Below are 16,389 nucleotides of genomic sequence, written 5' to 3' on the forward strand. Positions count from 1 at the left end.
TCTAGATTGGCCCGCCCATGCGCCGGTTCAAGCAAGGACCCGCACGGGGTCCTTCAGGGTGACCATTTCCTCGGCCATGGCGGGATGCACCGCGCAAGTCCTGTCGAAGTCTGCCTTGGTGGCCCCCATCTTCAAGGCGACCGCGACGAATTGGATCATCTCGGCGGCCGAAGGACCGACGATATGGGCGCCGAGCACCTTGTCCGTCTCCTTCGAGACCAGCAGCTTGAACAGCACCCGCTCCTCCACGCCCGCGAAGGCCGACTGCATCGGGCGGAAGGCGGCGGCGTAGACAAGCGTCGGCTCCTGCGCCTCGGCCTGCTCTTCGGTCAGGCCGACCGAGCCCATCTCGGGCTGGGTGAAGGTGGCCGAGGGGATCAGGTCGTAGTCCATCTTCGTCTTCTCGCCCTTGAAGACGGTCCTGTTGAAGGCGATGGCCTCGCGGATGGCGACCGGGGTCAACTCCACACGGCCGATCACGTCGCCCAGCGCGTAGATCGAAGGCACGGCGGTCTGGAAGTAGTCGTCGACCTCGATGGCGCCGCGGCGGTTGAGCTTGACTCCGACCTCCTCGAGGCCGAGCCCCTTCGTGTTGGGGCTGCGGCCCACGGCCCAGAGCAGCGAGTCGAACACCTCCTCGTGCCCGTTGGAGCCCTTGACCCAGATGCCGCCGTCGCGCTTCTCGATGGCAGTCGGTGCGCAGCCGGTATGGAGCGTCACGCCCCGCGCCTGCATGCAGTCGGCGATATGTCCGCGCGCCTCGTCGTCGAAGCCGCGCAGGATCTGGGCCTTGCGGATGAACATGCTGACATCGACGCCCAACCCGTTGAAGATGCCCGCGAACTCGCAGCCGATATAGCCCGCGCCGACGATCAGCATCTTCTTCGGCAACGCGCCGAGATGAAACAGGTCGTCGGAGACGAGCCCCAGCTCCGCGTTCCTCATGTCGGGCCTGTTCGGATGCCCGCCGACGGCGACGAGGATGTGCTTGGCGGTCTTCGTCGTGCCGTCGGCCAACTCGACCGTATGCGGATCGGCGATCCGGGCGCGCTGCTTGAAGATCTCGACTCCGGCCTTCTCGACGTTCGTCTGATAGGCGTTCTCGAGCCGTTCCAACTCCGTATTCAGATGGGTCCTGAAGCGTTCCCAGTCGAAACCGCCGGTCTCGGCGCCCCAACCGTATCGCTGCGCGAGGTGGATCGCCTCGGGATACTCGGAGGCGTAGACCATCAGCTTCTTCGGCACGCAGCCGCGGATCACGCAGGTCCCGCCCATCCGGCTCTCCTCGGCGAGCGCGACCTTGTGACCGTCCTGCGCCGTCAGCCGCGCCGCCCGCACGCCGCCGGAGCCGCCGCCGATGACGAAGAGGTCGTAGTCGAATTCCATGGGGCCCTCCCGCAAGCGTCGCTCGGACCTAGCCCGGGGGCGCCCGGCGCTCAAGCTGCGACTGGGGCGCGTTCACGAGATCGAAAGGCCGCCCGGACCTCAGCGCGGCGCGGCGCCCACGCCCGCGACCGGCCCGGGCCCATCCGACAGACCGTCCGTCACGTCCTCGCGCACCGTCTCGGCTTCCTTTCTGAGGTCGGCCAGCAGGCGGTATGCGACGTAGTACTTGAAGATGTTGCGCACATAGATCGCCGGCTCGCGGCTGACGGCCTGCTGGATCGCGACCTCGACATTCTCGAACCAGACATGCGGGTCGAGCCCCATCTCGCGCGCCCGCTCCTGCGCGCGCTGCACGCCGCCGGGACCGGCGTTGTAGGCCGCGAATGACAGGAGCGTGCGGTCCAGCGGGTCGATGGCCGGGTCGTCGAAGAAAGTGTCGCGCAGCCAGCGCAGGTACTTCACCCCGGCATGGACGTTGGCGTCGAGCGTGGTGACGTCCGGGATGCCGACCACCGGGTCGGCGGCAGTGGCGGGCATGACCTGCATGACCCCGATGGCCCCGACAGGCGAACGGCTCGACTGTTCGAGGCGGCTTTCCTGGTAGGCTTGCGCGATCAGCAGCTCGGGGTCGAAGCCGAACCGGTCCGCGTAGACGTGGATGACAGGGCCGACCTCGGTCAGGCGGGCGCGGGCGCCTTCGGTGTCAAGGTTCTCGATCCACTCCGCCGACGTGGCGTAACGCTGCAGCACGGCGTTGCCGAGCGGCGTGCCCTGCCGCATCATCTCGGCGAAACCGTCGAGCAGGCGGGCGAGCTCCGGATTGTCGGCGCGCATGACCCAGGCGATGCGCGCGTCGCGGGTGAGCGGCATGTCGTCGCGCACCTCGATCGACGGATAGACCGTCTGCCAGAAGCGCGCCTTGAAGTCGGTCGCGATGGTGGCCGGGATCAGGCCGATCTCGACCATCTCGATCAGGTCGTAGTCGTCGAGCCGCCCATCGACAAAGCGCAGGTCGAGCCGAGGCTTGCCCCGCGCCGCCCGCTTGCGGTTGAGCGCCCGGGCGTTGCGGGCATAGCGCCCGTCCTCGGCCAGGTAGATCGGCAGCCCCGTCAGATCGTCGATTCCGTCGATCTCCGGCGCCTCCTCGCCCAGGACGACGACGTCGTTGACGCCCTCGATCAATGGCCGCGTGTAGGCCAGGCCCGACACCTCCTCGGCGCGGGTGACGGTGAGGGTGGTGAAGTCGCTCCGCCCGTCATCGACGTTGTCGGGGATCTCGCGCCGGGGCATCGGCGTCGGCACGACGACCGTGGGGGTGTCACGCGCGCCGGGCTGGTCGGCCATGTAGAGCTCCAGCTCGCGGGCGATCTCGGTCGCGACGCCCAAGGCGCGCTCGCCGTCATGGACGATCATCAGCGGGTCGGGCGCGACCGCCATGCGCAGGAACCCGCGGTCCCGGATCTCGTCGAGCCCGCCCGTATCCGGCTCCAGCACCGCCTCGATGATGACGTCCGCCTCCTCGCGCGCGACCGATCCGCGCAGCAGACGGTCGGCCAGCTCGGTGAGCCCTTCGTCGGCGTCACCGTCTGGCGAGACGCGGATGGCGGGGCTGCGCGCGGGTCGCGGCACCGGGACCGGGCGGGCCAGCGCCTCTGCTCCGGGCCGCGGGGTGACGACCTGGGACGACGCGGGAAGGGGGAGCGACAGCGCGAAGGCCGCGATGACGGCGATCGATCGGATCATGAGGGGAATCTCCTGACGCTTGCGGCCCGTGGCTCGGGGCCCGGGCCGCTCGGTTGGAAGTCAGGAGGTGAACGCGGGACGGCCGCGCCGGGGTCCGAGATCGCCGGTCAGTCGGTCACGTCGGTGAAGAGATTGTCCTCGGCCTCGAGGTCGACCCGCTCCTGCCGGACGGTGCCGTTGTTGACGTCGCGCAGTTCGACCGAGCCGTCGGCGGCGCCGACGACGACCACGTCGCAGATGTCGAGGAACAGCCCGTTCTCGACCACGCCGGGGATCTGGTTGAGCAGGAGGCTCAGCTGCCGCGGATTGCCGATCCGGCGCAGGTGCAGGTCGAGGATCAGGTTACCCTCGTCGGTTCGGAACGGCGCGTCGCGGTTCAGACGCAGCGTCGTGCTGCGCCCGCCCACGTCCATGCCGACGAGGCTTTCCTCGATCAGCGCCTTCGTGGTCTGCCAGCCGAAGGGGATCACCTCCACCGGCAGCGGGAAGGCGCCCAACGTGTCGACCTTCTTGCCCGGATCGGTGATGACGACCATCATGTCCGAGGCGGTAGCCACGATCTTCTCCTGCAGGAGCGCGCCGCCGCCGCCCTTGATCAGAGCCAGGTCGTCGTCGAACTCGTCGGCGCCGTCGATCGTCAAGTCCAGCCACTTGACGTCCTCCAGCGTGGCGATCGGCACGCCCACCTCGCGCGCCAGCTCTGCCGTGCGGGACGAGGTCGGCACGCCGGTGACCCGCAGCCCGTCCTCCCGCACCATGTCGCCCAGGCAGCGCACCATCCAGGCCGCCGTCGAGCCGGTGCCCAGACCGATCCGCATCCCGTCCTCGACATAGTCGAGCGCGCGGCGCGCCGAGACGTATTTCGCCATGTCGATCGGATTGAGCTTTGCCATCCCCTGCCCCTCTGCGCTGGCCTGCGCGACACTTATAGGGCGGGCGGGGCGGACGGGCGAGACCGGAAACCCAGGGCCTCCAACAGCGGCGCGATGGCGTCGGAGGGAAGCAACAGCGCGACCGGCGCCCCCTCGAATCGCAGCGTGACCTCCGGCGAGATGGACCGGTTGGAGGTTCCGATCCGGCCATCCGGGGCCATCGCGATCCCGTCCACCGGCCATTCGAGCCCGGTGCTGCGCCCCTCGGCCGGCCCCAGCGGCCAGAGCGAGACGCGGCTGCCCAGCGGCAGGCACAGCGACAGGCGCGGCGGCAGGATGCAGACGCAATCGGCCTCGCCCAGCAGGACGCAGCGCGCCCGCCCCCGGGCCATCTCGCTCAGGCAGGCCAGCGTGTGATCGATTCGCGCGCCCAGGAATCCCACGCCCAACGTCCAGGGCGCCTCCGAACTCCGGAGCGCCTTGGCGAAATCGGTGCTGTCCTGCTCCGCCACCGGGTGCATCACCTCCGCGAATTCCGCGCGCGCCGCGGGCGAGATGCTGTCCATGTCGCCCACCACCCGGTCGGGGCGGAGCCCTGCGGCCAGCAGGGTGTCCGCGCCGCCATCCGCTGCCGCGAGCCGGGGGGCGAGCGTTAAGGCCTTGTTCAGGATCGGCATGCTAACCGGCGCTCCACCGACAATCGTCTCGGCCGGGCCGGCCGCGCCGGGGCACGAAGGGGGGGTCACCTGGCTTCCGCATCCCGAAGATGGCGGAACTCCGCCGGTGGCATTCGCCAAAACGCCCCGAAGGCGGCACGATTTGAATGGATTTGTTTTGTCATAGTCACCGGGAAGTGGAACAATTTTCCCGTCCGGGAAGGAAGGGGTCGCTGAAATGGTGCCTGCAAACAAGATACTGACGGTGACTTATGGCACCTTCTCCTGCACGCTGGAGGGGTTCGAGGATCCGTTCACCGCCATGACCGAGATCGCGGAGTATTTCCGCGACCTGGCCGCCAAGGACCGTTACTTCGGGGCGGAGCCGCCGACCCCGGACATGGAGAGGCTCGAGCAGATCGCCGCCGCCTCGATGCACGGGCCGGTCAGCGCGGACAATTCCAGCGGACGCCTGGTGCTCAGGCCGTCCGAGGCCGAACCGGACCTTCTCGCCGCTGTCGAGGACAAGATCGCCGAGGAGAAACTCGCGCAACACCAGGAGGTTGAGGATCAGGACGACGACCTCGACGCGGCCGCGGACGATCCCTTCGCGGACGACGCCTCCGTGGACGACCTGGCCGAAGCCCAGCACGCCGACGATCCGTTCGAGGACGACATGTCCCTGGACGACCTGGCCGACGCTCAGGCCGCCGAGGATGCGCAGGAGGCGGAGAGCGCGTCGTCGAAGCTCGCGCGGCTGCGCGACGTCGCCGACGAGGCGCCCGCGGACGCGGGGTTCGACCTCGACGACGACTCGTTCGATCCGGCTGACGACGCGGCGCAGGACGACGATGTCGCCGACGATCATGCCGCCTCTCCGGAGCTCGACGATCTGTCGGGCGCCGCTGATTCGGACGACGACACGGAGATCGAGGACCTGAAGGTCGAGGTCGCGACCCCCGAGGACGCGGCCGAGGACATGCCCTTCGAGGCGCATGCGGACTATGCCGACGCCGACGATGCGGATCTCGCCGAAGCGGCCACCCTGGACGACGACCCGGAGATGGCGGTCGAGCCCGACGCGGACGTGACCGTCGACGAGGATCCCTTGGAGGACACTCCGGTCGAGGAGTATCCGGTCGAGGCGGGAGCTGACGACGAGGTTCCGGCGGATGACATGCTCGACGCGGTCGACGCCGACATGCCGGAACCCGCCGCCGACACGATCGAGGTCCCTGCCGAGGACGTGGTTGCCGACGACGACGCTGTCGCGGCCGAGGACGACACGATGGCCCAAGGCGACGATGCCCGGGCCGACCTCGTCGCCGAGGACGGCACGACGGATGAGAAGGACGCGCTGGCCGGGCCGGATGCCGAAGCCGCGCGGCGGAGCGCGGAGGACGACTCCCTCACCGCCGACCTCGCCGCCATGTTCTCGCCCCGCCCCGGGGAGGAGCCCGAGGCGCCCATCGCCCAGCAGCCCGAGGCCCGGGTTACCATCCGCAAGGTCCGCAAGCGCAAGCCGGTCGAGGCCGAGGCCATCGCGGCGGCGCCCGATGCCGAGCGGGACGAGGATGCCGACCTGATGGCCGAACTCGCCGCCATCGAGGAAGAACTCGCCCGTGACGCCACCGGCGCGACCGCCCCCGAGACCGCTGTCGAGGATTACGACGACGCCGAGGATTACGAGGACGGGGACGACGATCTCGAGGCGCCCGCCCGCGCCGACCTCCATCCCGAGGCCGGCAGCGACGACCCGGACCTGCTGTCGGAACTGGCCGCCATCGAGGCCGAGGCCGGTCCGCGCACCGCGGCCATGGACGACGCGCCCGAGGAGATCGAGGACGCCGAGCCCACCGAGGCGGACCCGAACGACCTGGAACGTCTCTTCGCCGCCACCGACAGCCGCCTGTCGGGTGAGGATACGTCGCGGCGCCACGCCAACATCTCGCATCTGAAAGCCGCCGTCGCCGCGCGCCGTGCCGACGACACGATCGAGACCGAGAAGACCGACGCCTCCGGCGCCTACCGCAAGGATCTCGCCAACACGGTGCGCCCGCGCCGCAAGCCGGCCGAGGGCGACCCTGCCGCCGACGGGTCCCGTCAGGACCGCGGCGCGCCCCTCGTGCTCATCTCCGAGCAGCGGGTCGAGCCGGCCCCCGAGCCCGAGCAGGAGGTCGAGGCTGCCGCGGCGCCCGAGACTGACATCGCAGAGGGCCTGTCGAAGGGGCTCCGCGCGCCGGATACCGGTGACGACTTCGAGCAGTTCGCGATCGATGTCGGCGCGGTCGACTTGGCCGACGTGCTCGAGGCCGCCGCCGTCTACAGCGCGACGGTGATGGGCCAGGAGAGCTTCTCGCGCCCGCGGCTGTTGCACCTTGCAGCCGAGGCCGTGGACGATCTGAGCCGGGAGGACGGCCTGCGCGGCTTCGGTCAATTGCTGCGCGACGGCACGATCCGCAAGGTCGGCCGCGGCACATTCACCCTGGGCACGGAATCCCGGTTCCAGACCAAGGCCACCCGGCGCGCCGGCTGAGACCGGCCACGCGCCCGGCACGGGCCGCTCCTCGCCCCTCCACAGGGCCGGGTCGTCATCGACCCGGCCCTGCTGCGTGTCCGGCCGGCAACCAAACGAACCCCGCGCCATCGCAATGCCCTGCCCCGCCGATGTGTCGGAGATGTTCCGAGAAATCGAAGCCCGCCGGACTCGCCTCGGCCTGACTCGCCCGTCCGGCCATAGCGAAAACCCGATGCGCCTGAGGCTACGAAGGCTTTTATGGGGTCAGGACTTCTTGAGAACGTCGCAATGGGGCGAAGCCGGGCGGGGTCCTGTCCGGTCGATATTGTCGTCCGGCGCCAGAAGGGCCGAGGCGGGCGCGCCGAGACACCCCGCCCAGTTCGAGGGGCCGTCGAGCCGGGCGCTTCCATAGTGGCCATCTCGGCCGCAGCCGCCCCTCTCCCGCTCTCCCGGATCGACGCCAATCTTGCGCGCATTTATTTTGTCGCGATGGAACCGGCGTCGCCGCACTCTCGCTTTCAGGCATCGCCCGCCATCCCGGTCGAGCGCCGCCCCCGCGCCGCGGCCTGCGTCCTGCCCCCAGAGCAGGGTGGCCCGTGGCGCAGGCCGACTACTGCCCGTCCGGGGGCGGCGCGTCCGGGTCGGGCTGGCCGACGCCGCGGAAGATGGGTTTCAGCGGAAAGACCCAGGCGATGCCGAGAACAGCATACATCACGAACTCCACCGCCACCGGCAGCGGCGGCAGCAGTGCCACCAGCGACACGGCCGCCACGATATAGAGCGGGACCCCGACCAGAACGATCAGGATCGAGAGGCGCTTTCGGGCCTTGTAGGACAGGGCCATGCGGGCGGTCTCCTGCGGCTGGGTCGGGTCAGTCCTCGAACGGGTCGGTCACGAGGATCGTGTCCTCCCGCTCCGGCGAGGTGGAGAGTAGCGCCACCGGGCAGCGGATCAATTCCTCGACCCGACGCACGTATTTGATCGCCTCGGCAGGCAGGTCGTTCCACGAGCGCGCGCCCTCGGTCGATTGCGACCAGCCCGGCATCTCCTCGTAGACGGGGACGCAGCGGGCCTGGGCGTCGGCGGCGGTCGGCAGGTAGTCGATCCGCTCGCCGTCCAGGTCGTAGCCGGTGCAGATCTTTAGGGTCTCGAACCCGTCGAGCACGTCGAGCTTGGTCAACGCGATGCCGTTCACGCCGGAAGTCGCGCAGGTCTGGCGCACCAGCACCGCGTCGAACCAGCCGCAGCGGCGCTTGCGGCCGGTGACGGTGCCGAATTCCCGGCCGCGCTCGCCCAGGCGCTGGCCGTCGGCGTCCTTTAGTTCCGCCGGGAAGGGGCCCTCGCCGACGCGGGTGGTGTAGGCCTTGACGATGCCCAGGACGAAATCGATGGCGCCCGGCCCCATGCCGGTGCCGGTCGCGGCCTGGCCGGCGATGACGTTCGACGAGGTGACGAAGGGATAGGTGCCGAAGTCGATGTCGAGCAGCGAGCCCTGCGCGCCCTCGAACAGGATGCGGCGGCCGGCGCGGCGCTTCTCGTCCAGCACCTTCCAGACCGGAGCGGCGTATTCGAGGACCGTCGGCGCGACCTCCTGCAGCGCGGCGATCAGAGCATCGCGGTCCACCGGCTCCAGCCCCAGCCCCCGGCGCAGCGCATCGTGATGGACCAGCGCGCGGTCGACGCGGGCTTCCAGCGTCGCCGGATCGGCCAGATCGGCGACGCGGATGGCGCGGCGGCCGACCTTGTCCTCGTAGGCGGGGCCGATGCCGCGCCCGGTCGTGCCGATCCTGGCGACGGAGGTCTGTTCCTCGCGCGCGCGGTCGAGCTCTCCGTGGATCGGAAGGATCAGGGGCGTGTTCTCGGCGATCATCAGCGTCTCGGGCGTGATGGTGACGCCCTGCCCGCGCAGCTGCGCGATCTCCTTCACGAGGTGCCAGGGGTCGAGGACGACGCCGTTGCCGATCACGCTGAGCTTGCCGCCGCGCACGATGCCCGAAGGGAGCAGCGACAGCTTGTAGACCTCACCGTCGACGACCAGCGTGTGGCCCGCGTTGTGGCCGCCCTGGAACCGGGCGATCACGTCGGCGCGCTCCGACAGCCAGTCGACGATCTTGCCCTTGCCCTCGTCGCCCCACTGGGCGCCGACCACCACGACGTTGGCCATTCGCGCATCCTTCCCGAAAGCTGACCGTGGCCCCCTAGCGCACAGTGCCGGAAGACGGCAAGGCCCGCCCCTTGCGGCCTGCGGCGCGCGTCTCTAGGTAGCCCCGGTCAGCATCGAAGATAGGCCTCCGATGGAAACCGTCCTGCTCCTCATCCACCTGATCATCGCGGTCGCCCTGATCGGGGTCGTGCTGTTGCAGCGCTCCGAAGGCGGAGGCCTCGGCATGGGCGGCGGAGGCGGCACCATGACGGGTCGCGCAGCCGCCACGGCGATGACCAAGCTGACCTGGGCGCTGGGCGCGCTGTTCCTGGCCAATTCGGTCGCGCTGACGGTGATCGCGGCGCAGAATGCGGCGGGAAGCTCGGTCATCGACCTGCTGCCGCCCAACAACGGCTCGGTCGAGACGCCGGCGCTGCCGCTGGGTGAAAGCCTGCTGCCGCCGACGACGGGCGACGCGCCGCTGACGCCGCCGCGGGCGGACTGACCGCGACCCGACGTCGTCGGGCCGGGCCCGCGGCGAGCGTGCCGCGCCCGGTTGCGGCGGGGCGGGGATCGCTTTAAGGCCCGAGTCCCGTGGGAATGGCATCCGGCCCGGTCCGGCCTCATCGTTTCGCGGGGATTTCACGACATGGCGCGCTTCATCTTCATCACCGGCGGTGTGGTCTCCTCGCTCGGCAAGGGGCTGGCCTCGGCGGCCCTGGGCGCGCTGCTGCAGGCGCGGGGCTATACCGTGCGGCTGCGCAAGCTCGACCCCTACCTGAACGTCGATCCGGGCACGATGTCGCCCTTCGAGCATGGCGAGGTCTTCGTCACCGATGACGGGGCCGAGACGGACCTCGATCTCGGGCATTACGAGCGCTTCACCGGCGTCGCCGCGCGCGCGACCGATTCCATCAGCGCCGGTCGGATCTATTCCAACGTGCTCGAGAAGGAGCGTCGGGGCGACTACCTCGGCAAGACGATCCAGGTGATCCCGCACGTCACAAACGAGATCAAGGACTTCATCCGCATCGGCGAGGACGAGGTCGACTTCATGCTCTGCGAGATCGGCGGCACCGTCGGCGACATCGAGGGCCTGCCCTTCTTCGAGGCGATCCGACAGTTCAGCCAGGAGAAGCCGCGCGGGCAATGCGTGCTGATGCACCTGACGCTGCTGCCCTACATCAAGGCCAGCGGAGAGCTGAAGACGAAGCCCACGCAGCATTCGGTGAAGGAGCTGCGGTCGATCGGCCTCGCGCCCGACATCCTCGTCTGCCGCTCCGAAGGGCCGATCCCGGTGAAGGAGCGCGAGAAGCTGGCGCTGTTCTGCAACGTCCGGCCCGACTCGGTGATCGCGGCGCAGGACCTGAAGTCGATCTACGAGGCGCCGCTGGCCTATCACCGCGAGGGGCTGGATCAGGCGGTGCTGGACGCTTTCGGCATCGCGCCCGCGCCCAAGCCCAACCTCGCCCGGTGGGAGGACGTGGTCGACCGCATCCACAACACCGATGGCGAGGTGCGCGTGGCCATCGTCGGCAAGTATACGCAGCTCGAGGACGCCTACAAATCCATCGCCGAGGCGCTGACCCATGGCGGCATGGCGAACCGGGTGAAGGTCCGTGCCGAATGGATCGACAGCGCCATCTTCGAGCGCGAGGATCCGGCCCCGCACCTGCAGGGCTTCAACGCGATCCTCGTACCCGGCGGCTTCGGCGAGCGGGGGACGGAAGGAAAGATCAAGGCCGCCCAGTTCGCGCGCGAGAAGAAGGTGCCCTATCTGGGCATCTGCCTCGGGATGCAGATGGCGGTGATCGAGGCGGCGCGGAACAAGGCCGACCTGGGCAACGCGGCCTCCGAGGAGTTCGCCGAAGGCGCCGACCCGCGCAGCTTCACGCCGGTGGTCTATCACCTGAAGGAATGGATCCAGGGCAACGCCACGGTGACGCGGCGCAAGGACGACGCCAAGGGCGGCACGATGCGGCTGGGCTCCTACGACGCGATGCTGACCGACGGCTCCCGCGTGGCGCAGGTCTACGGCAACACCGCCATCGTGGAACGGCACCGCCACCGCTACGAGGTCGATATCCGCTTCCGCGAGCAGCTGGAGCAGCACGGGCTATGCTTCTCGGGCATGTCGCCCGACGGGCGCCTGCCCGAGATCGTGGAATGGTCCGACCATCCGTGGTTCATCGGCGTGCAGTTCCATCCCGAACTGAAGTCGAAGCCGTTCGAGCCGCATCCGCTGTTCGCCGATTTCGTGCGCGCCGCGAAGGAGCAATCGCGCCTCGTCTGACGCGGGGCCGGCGGGGTCACTCCTTGTCCAGCCAGCGGCGCACGACCTCCTGTCCTGCAGCCGAGGAGATCACCGTCAACAGGGCGCGGTTCAGCGTCTCGGTGGCGGGGCTGTCCTCGGGCAGCATGGCGACCTTCAACACCGGCTCCCACTCGGTCGTCGTGACGTCGAGCCCGTAGCCGCCAATCTCGTCCGCGCGCAGGAGTGCCGGCGCCGCGCCCAGCACCACGTCGGCCTGCCCCTGGTCCGCCGCGGTCATCGCGGCGTCGAGCGTGTCGAAGCGCAGAAGCGTCAGGTTCCGCCCGCTCGCGAAGCGTTCGGCAGGGCTTTCGGCCAGGACCGCGACGCGATCCCCGCGCAGATCCTCGGGCAGGTCTGGCGGCGGCGCCGTGACGCCCGTCGCGGCGACGATCGTCGCGGTCAGCGACGAACTGACGGCGAGGCCCACCAGCATCCAGATCATGGCGACCGCACGCCCCGGGAGCGTCCGGGGTGCCTTGTCGCCGTAGCCGATGGTCGTCAGGGTCACGCCCGCCCACCAGAACCCGTCGCCCATGCCACGCAGCGGCCGCTCGCTGAACATCTCGCCGTTCTTGCGCCGCTCCAGCAGCCAGATGATCGCGCCGACCAGCAGCAGCAAGGCCGAGACCCAGAGCACGACCTGAAGGAAGTCGAGGCTGAGCACCCCGCGCACCGTGTCGAGGAACCCCGTGCCCTTGCGCGCGACGCCCAGGGTGGCGGTGTGCAACGGAAGCGTGAGGTCGTGCCCGCCTTCAAGCGCCGGCGTGGCCGAGACCGGAAGCGCCACGTCGAATCCGGCCAGCGCCCCCTCCGCATCGCCAATCACGGGGGTGAAGGTCAGGTCCAGCGCCGCCGCCTCGGCCGCAAGCCGCATGAGGTCGACCGCCATGCCGGTCGTGACCCCCGCCGGGTCGTGCATCGCGTAGGGCGGATCGTTCAGCACCGCCACGTCCAGGGACTGGGCGGCGGCGTTCTGACAAAGGGGCAGGAGAAGGGCGATACCCAGAGCAAGCTTGCGAAACAGGATCATGGGGGAAAAGCGCCCTGCCCCCCGTTCGGTTCCCGTTGAGGCAGACAGCCGCGCGCGGAACTGGACGCGATTCGGAACGGTTTGGCTCCTACCTGCAAACGGAGGATAGACAGATGGCGAACGAAGACCAGACCAAGGGCAAGACCAAGGATATCGGCGGCAAGTTCAAGGAAGAAGCCGGCGATCTGACAGGCAACGACAGGATGAAGCAGGAAGGCCAGGCCGACCAGGTCGAGGGCAAGGCCCAGAAGAAGTGGGGCGAAGCCAAGGACAAGCTGAAAGACTGAGGCCCCCGCCTCTTCGCATGCCGCGCCGCGTCCCCCGGGGCGCGGCGCTTGCCGTCGTGGTCCCAGGCGGTAGGGTCGCCGCGCAACCAGAGCCGAGGCCCCACATGACCCGTCTTCCGTTCCAGGTCTGGGACGTCTTCACCGACACGCCCTTCGCCGGCAACCCGCTCGCCATCGTCGAGACCGACGGAAACCTCACGACGGCGCAGATGCAGGTGCTGGCCCGCCAGTTCAACCTGTCGGAGACGATCTTCCTGATGCCGCCGCGGGATCCGGCCCATACCGCCCGCGCCCGCATCTTCTTCCCCACCGCCGAGATCCCCTTCGCCGGTCATCCCACCGTCGGCGCGGCGCTGTTCCTCGCCAAAAGACACGGGCTGGCTCGCGTCGTTCTGGAGGAGGAGGCGGGGCGCGTCCCCGTCACGGTCACAGACGGGGCGGCGCAGTTCACCGCGCCGGTCCTGCCCGCGCCCCATGGCGGGCCGCTGGACCCGACGCTCTGCGCCGAAGCGCTGGGGCTCCCGCCCGAGGCCATCGGCCCGCACCGCCCCGGCGCCTTCACCGGGGGCCCCGCCTTTGCCTACATCCCCGTCCGCGACCGCGCCGCGCTGGCCGCTGCCCGCCCGCGGGAGCCGGGATGGTCCGCGTTGATGAAGGCCGCGGAGGCCGACAGCGCCTGGCTCTACGACCCGGCGCTGAACGCGCGCATGTTCGCGCCAACGGCGGGCATCCCCGAGGACCCGGCCACGGGGTCGGCCTCGGCGATCCTCGCGGCGCAGCTTCTGGCGAACGGCGCCCTGCCCGAGGGCACGACGCGCCTCGCCATCGTCCAGGGCCAGGACATGGGCCGCCGGTCCGAGATCGGGTTCGAGGCGGATGTCTCCGGTGGCAGGATCACGGCGGTCCGCATCTCGGGCCGCGCGGTCCCGGTCTCGGAGGGGCGGATCAGAATCCCAGCGTGAAGCGGCGCGTCAGGCCGATCCGGGCCGAGAACTGGTCGTCGTCGAGGCTGATAGGGCTGTCCTGGGCGTCGTTGCGCAGCCGCTCGTAGGTGACGGCGGCATCGATGCCCCAGTCGTCGTTGATCCGGTAGCCCGCGCCGAACTCCACCCCGGTGGAGAGCAGTCCGCCATCGGCGTCGTAGGTGGCGAGGTTGCCGCCGGACGCGGCCGATTCCGCGGCGGTGACGCCGTAATAGGTCGAGGCGTAGTCCTGGTCGCCGAAGAAGGCGCGCGGCCCTGCCCGCAGGGTCAGGCGGTCGTTGGGGCGCAGGAAGGCGTCGGCGCCAAGCTCGCCCACGAAGCTTTCATGCCCGACGACGCCGTAGCGCACGTTGCCGAAGACCTGATAGTTGTCCGCAGCATAGCGCAGGCCGATGCCCAGTTCGAGCGAGTCGTCGACATCCTCCAGCCCGGTCAGGTCGGCCTCGTCGCTCGCGTCGCGCTCGCCGATGTAGCGGAACGAGCCGGTCACGCCGAAGCCCTCGGGCCGGTAGAGCGGATCGGGATTGCCGAAGGTGAAACCGCCGAGATTCAGGTAGTTGAGCTCGAACCCGAGATCCGGCACCGCTTCGTTCGAGTTCGACCCGGAATAGGTCGGCGCCGTCCCCACCCCGCCCCGCAACGTGAAGCCCAGGGCCGGCCCCGAGATGTCGGAGGACGTGACCGCGCCCTGCTGCGCGAGTGCGGCGGCAGGGGCGAGGCAGGCGAGGGCTGCGAGGGTGCGAAGCATCGAATTTCCGGTCGTGATCGTGGTGACGTGAGTGCGTCAGCAGAGGGATAGCACGCGAGGCGCGCAGGGCAGCCCCTTTTCGAACAAGAAGGCGTGACTTGTCCCAATTGCGGCGATACCGGGGCGGGATGTTGTCCTATCAACACAGCTTTCACGCCGGGAACGCGGCCGACCTCCACAAGCATGCCCTGCTCGCGACGGCCCTGGCGTATCTTGCGCGCAAGCCGAAACCGCTGAGTTACCTCGAGACTCATGCGGGTCGCGGGTTCTATCGGATCGATTCGCCCGAGGCGCTGAAGACCGGCGAGGCCGAGGCCGGCGTCGCCCGGCTGGAGGCCCGCTTTCCCGAAGACCATCCCTGGCGCGCCGCCGTCGCCGCCGCACGCGCGGCCCACGGACCCGCAGCCTATCCCGGCTCGCCCTGGATCGCGGCGCATCTGACGCGGCCCGGCGACCGGATCGATCTGGCCGAGCTGCACCCCGCGGAGCATGCCGCGCTGGAGGCGGCCATGCCCGCCCGCCCCGGCCTGCGCATGCATCGCCGCGACGGGCTGGAGATGGCGAAGGCGCTCGTCCCGCCGGAGCCTCGCCGCGGACTGATGCTGATCGACCCCTCCTGGGAAGTGCGGGACGACTACGCCCGCCTCGCCGGGCTGCTGCCGGTGCTGCATCGCAAGTGGAACGTCGGCGTGCTGATGCTCTGGTATCCGATCCTGGCCGACCGGCGCCATGCGCCGATGATCCGGGCCTTGCGCACGGCCTTGCCGGGGCTGATGGTCTCGGAGGTCGCGGTCCCGCAGGCCCGCGCGGGCCACGGGCTGCGCGGATCGGGCATGGCCGTGGTGAACCCGCCCTGGGGGCTGGAGGAGGAGGCCGCGCGCATCGCGGCCCGGATCGAGGAGGGATAGATGGCGAAAGGTTACTGGATCGCACATGGCCGGGTGGACGACCCGGAGGCATACGACCTCTACCGCGCGGCCAATGCAGCACCGCTCGCGGAATATGGCGGCAGGTTCCTCGTCCGCGGCGGCATACGGGAGCTGGTCGAGGGCGAAGCGAAGCCCCGCACCGTCGTGATCGAGTTCCCGACCTATGCCGCTGCGATCGACTGCTACCGCTCCGACGGCTATCAGGCGGCGCTGAAGCTGCGGCAGGGGATCAGCGAGAGCGACCTCGTCATCGTCGAAGGCTACGACGGCTGAACGACCCGCAATGCCCCGGCTGGCCGCGGGCCGCGTCCGGCCCTATATCACGCCCATGTTTGCCGATCTTCTCCGCCGCCTGACGGCGCCCATGCCGGAACGCCTGCCCGCCCCGGACGCCAAGCTCGCCCTCGCGGCGCTTATGGTGCGCGTCGCCCGCAGCGACGGGCACTACGCCTCGGCCGAGGTCCACCGCATCGACCGCATCCTCCAGCGCCGCCACGGGCTCGACGCGGACGAAGCCGCCGCGCTTCGCCGCGAGGCCGAGGAGCTGGAGGCCGAGGCGCCGGACACCGTGCGCTTCACCAAGGCGATCAAGGACACCATCTCGCTCGAGGACCGTGTCGCGGTGATCGAGGCGCTGTGGTCCGTCGTCCTCGCCGATGGCGCCCGCGACGAGGAGGAGGACGGGTTGCTGCGCCTGCTCGCCAACCTTCTGGGGGTGAACGACCGCGACTCGAACCTCGCACGCCGCCGGGTCGAGCAGGACGGTTGAGCTTGCGCGG

The 16,389-nt window shown here is 69.8% G+C and carries 16 protein-coding genes; 8 read left to right on the top strand and 8 right to left on the bottom strand.

From position 1 onward, the window contains the following. Positions 1-27: 27 nt before the first annotated feature. The 4 genes from gor to DR046_RS00360 all read right to left on the bottom strand — a co-directional run bounded on the left by gor (position 28) and on the right by DR046_RS00360 (position 4,747). Positions 28-1,386: a glutathione-disulfide reductase gene (gene gor, locus DR046_RS00345; RefSeq protein WP_115378803.1), complete on the bottom strand. Its 1,359-nt coding sequence runs from the start codon at positions 1,384-1,386 to the stop codon at positions 28-30. A gap of 99 nt (positions 1,387-1,485) precedes the next feature. Next, positions 1,486-3,129, bottom strand: coding sequence for an MltF family protein (locus DR046_RS00350; RefSeq protein WP_115378805.1), 1,644 nt, complete (start codon positions 3,127-3,129; stop codon positions 1,486-1,488). 107 nt (positions 3,130-3,236) lie between these two features. Further along, positions 3,237-4,022, bottom strand: a complete 786-nt coding sequence (rpiA, locus tag DR046_RS00355) for a ribose-5-phosphate isomerase RpiA (RefSeq protein ID WP_115378808.1) — start codon at positions 4,020-4,022, stop codon at positions 3,237-3,239. Between the two features lie 32 nt (positions 4,023-4,054). Next, positions 4,055-4,747 carry a thiamine diphosphokinase gene (locus DR046_RS00360; RefSeq protein ID WP_280652816.1) on the bottom strand — a complete coding sequence of 231 codons (693 nt, stop codon included), beginning with the start codon at positions 4,745-4,747 and terminating at the stop codon, positions 4,055-4,057. Positions 4,748-4,922: 175 nt separating this feature from the next. Here DR046_RS00360 and DR046_RS00365 point away from each other — a divergent pair, with 175 nt between their 5' ends. Then, positions 4,923-7,193 (top strand): hypothetical protein, encoded by a 2,271-nt coding sequence (locus DR046_RS00365; protein ID WP_135227233.1) that lies wholly within the window; start codon positions 4,923-4,925, stop codon positions 7,191-7,193. A 592-nt stretch (positions 7,194-7,785) separates the two neighbouring features. Here DR046_RS00365 and DR046_RS00370 read toward each other — a convergent pair. Beyond that, positions 7,786-8,019, bottom strand: a complete 234-nt coding sequence (locus tag DR046_RS00370; protein WP_115378814.1) for a DUF2842 domain-containing protein — start codon at positions 8,017-8,019, stop codon at positions 7,786-7,788. Positions 8,020-8,047: 28 nt separating this feature from the next. Next, positions 8,048-9,340, bottom strand: coding sequence for an adenylosuccinate synthase (locus tag DR046_RS00375; protein ID WP_115378815.1), 1,293 nt, complete (start codon positions 9,338-9,340; stop codon positions 8,048-8,050). 130 nt (positions 9,341-9,470) lie between these two features. On the opposite strand from DR046_RS00375, the gene secG reads away from it, so the two are divergent. Both secG and pyrG read left to right on the top strand, forming a co-directional pair. Further along, positions 9,471-9,824 (top strand): preprotein translocase subunit SecG, encoded by a 354-nt coding sequence (secG, locus tag DR046_RS00380; RefSeq protein WP_115378817.1) that lies wholly within the window; start codon positions 9,471-9,473, stop codon positions 9,822-9,824. 144 nt (positions 9,825-9,968) lie between these two features. Next, positions 9,969-11,612: a CTP synthase gene (pyrG, locus tag DR046_RS00385; RefSeq protein WP_115378819.1), complete on the top strand. Its 1,644-nt coding sequence runs from the start codon at positions 9,969-9,971 to the stop codon at positions 11,610-11,612. Positions 11,613-11,628: 16 nt separating this feature from the next. Here the strand turns inward: pyrG and DR046_RS00390 are convergent, their stop codons facing one another. Beyond that, positions 11,629-12,663 (bottom strand): ion channel, encoded by a 1,035-nt coding sequence (locus DR046_RS00390; RefSeq protein WP_115378821.1) that lies wholly within the window; start codon positions 12,661-12,663, stop codon positions 11,629-11,631. Positions 12,664-12,776: 113 nt separating this feature from the next. On the opposite strand from DR046_RS00390, the gene DR046_RS00395 reads away from it, so the two are divergent. Continuing rightward, on the top strand, positions 12,777-12,950 hold the full coding sequence (locus tag DR046_RS00395) for a CsbD family protein (RefSeq protein WP_115378823.1): 174 nt from the start codon (positions 12,777-12,779) through the stop codon (positions 12,948-12,950). 104 nt (positions 12,951-13,054) lie between these two features. Further along, a complete protein-coding gene (locus DR046_RS00400) occupies positions 13,055-13,912 on the top strand; it encodes a PhzF family phenazine biosynthesis protein (RefSeq protein ID WP_115378825.1) in 858 nt (285 codons plus the stop codon). Here DR046_RS00400 and DR046_RS00405 read toward each other — a convergent pair. Further along, complete coding sequence (locus tag DR046_RS00405; RefSeq protein ID WP_115378827.1) at positions 13,896-14,681, bottom strand: MipA/OmpV family protein; 786 nt, start codon at positions 14,679-14,681, stop codon at positions 13,896-13,898. The genes DR046_RS00400 and DR046_RS00405 overlap by 17 nt on opposite strands. Positions 14,682-14,809: 128 nt before the next feature. Here DR046_RS00405 and rlmJ point away from each other — a divergent pair, with 128 nt between their 5' ends. From rlmJ to DR046_RS00420, 3 genes are read left to right on the top strand one after another with little or no spacing between them, the layout of a single operon-like run. Continuing rightward, positions 14,810-15,589: a 23S rRNA (adenine(2030)-N(6))-methyltransferase RlmJ gene (gene rlmJ, locus DR046_RS00410; protein WP_115378829.1), complete on the top strand. Its 780-nt coding sequence runs from the start codon at positions 14,810-14,812 to the stop codon at positions 15,587-15,589. Beyond that, positions 15,590-15,883: a DUF1330 domain-containing protein gene (locus tag DR046_RS00415; RefSeq protein WP_115378831.1), complete on the top strand. Its 294-nt coding sequence runs from the start codon at positions 15,590-15,592 to the stop codon at positions 15,881-15,883. Positions 15,884-15,938: 55 nt separating this feature from the next. After that, entirely contained in the window at positions 15,939-16,379 is a 441-nt protein-coding gene (locus tag DR046_RS00420; protein ID WP_115379690.1) for a tellurite resistance TerB family protein, read from the top strand. Positions 16,380-16,389 lie beyond the last annotated feature (10 nt).

The sequence above is a fragment of the Jannaschia formosa genome, assembly GCF_003340555.1.
Lineage (GTDB): Bacteria > Pseudomonadota > Alphaproteobacteria > Rhodobacterales > Rhodobacteraceae > Jannaschia > Jannaschia formosa.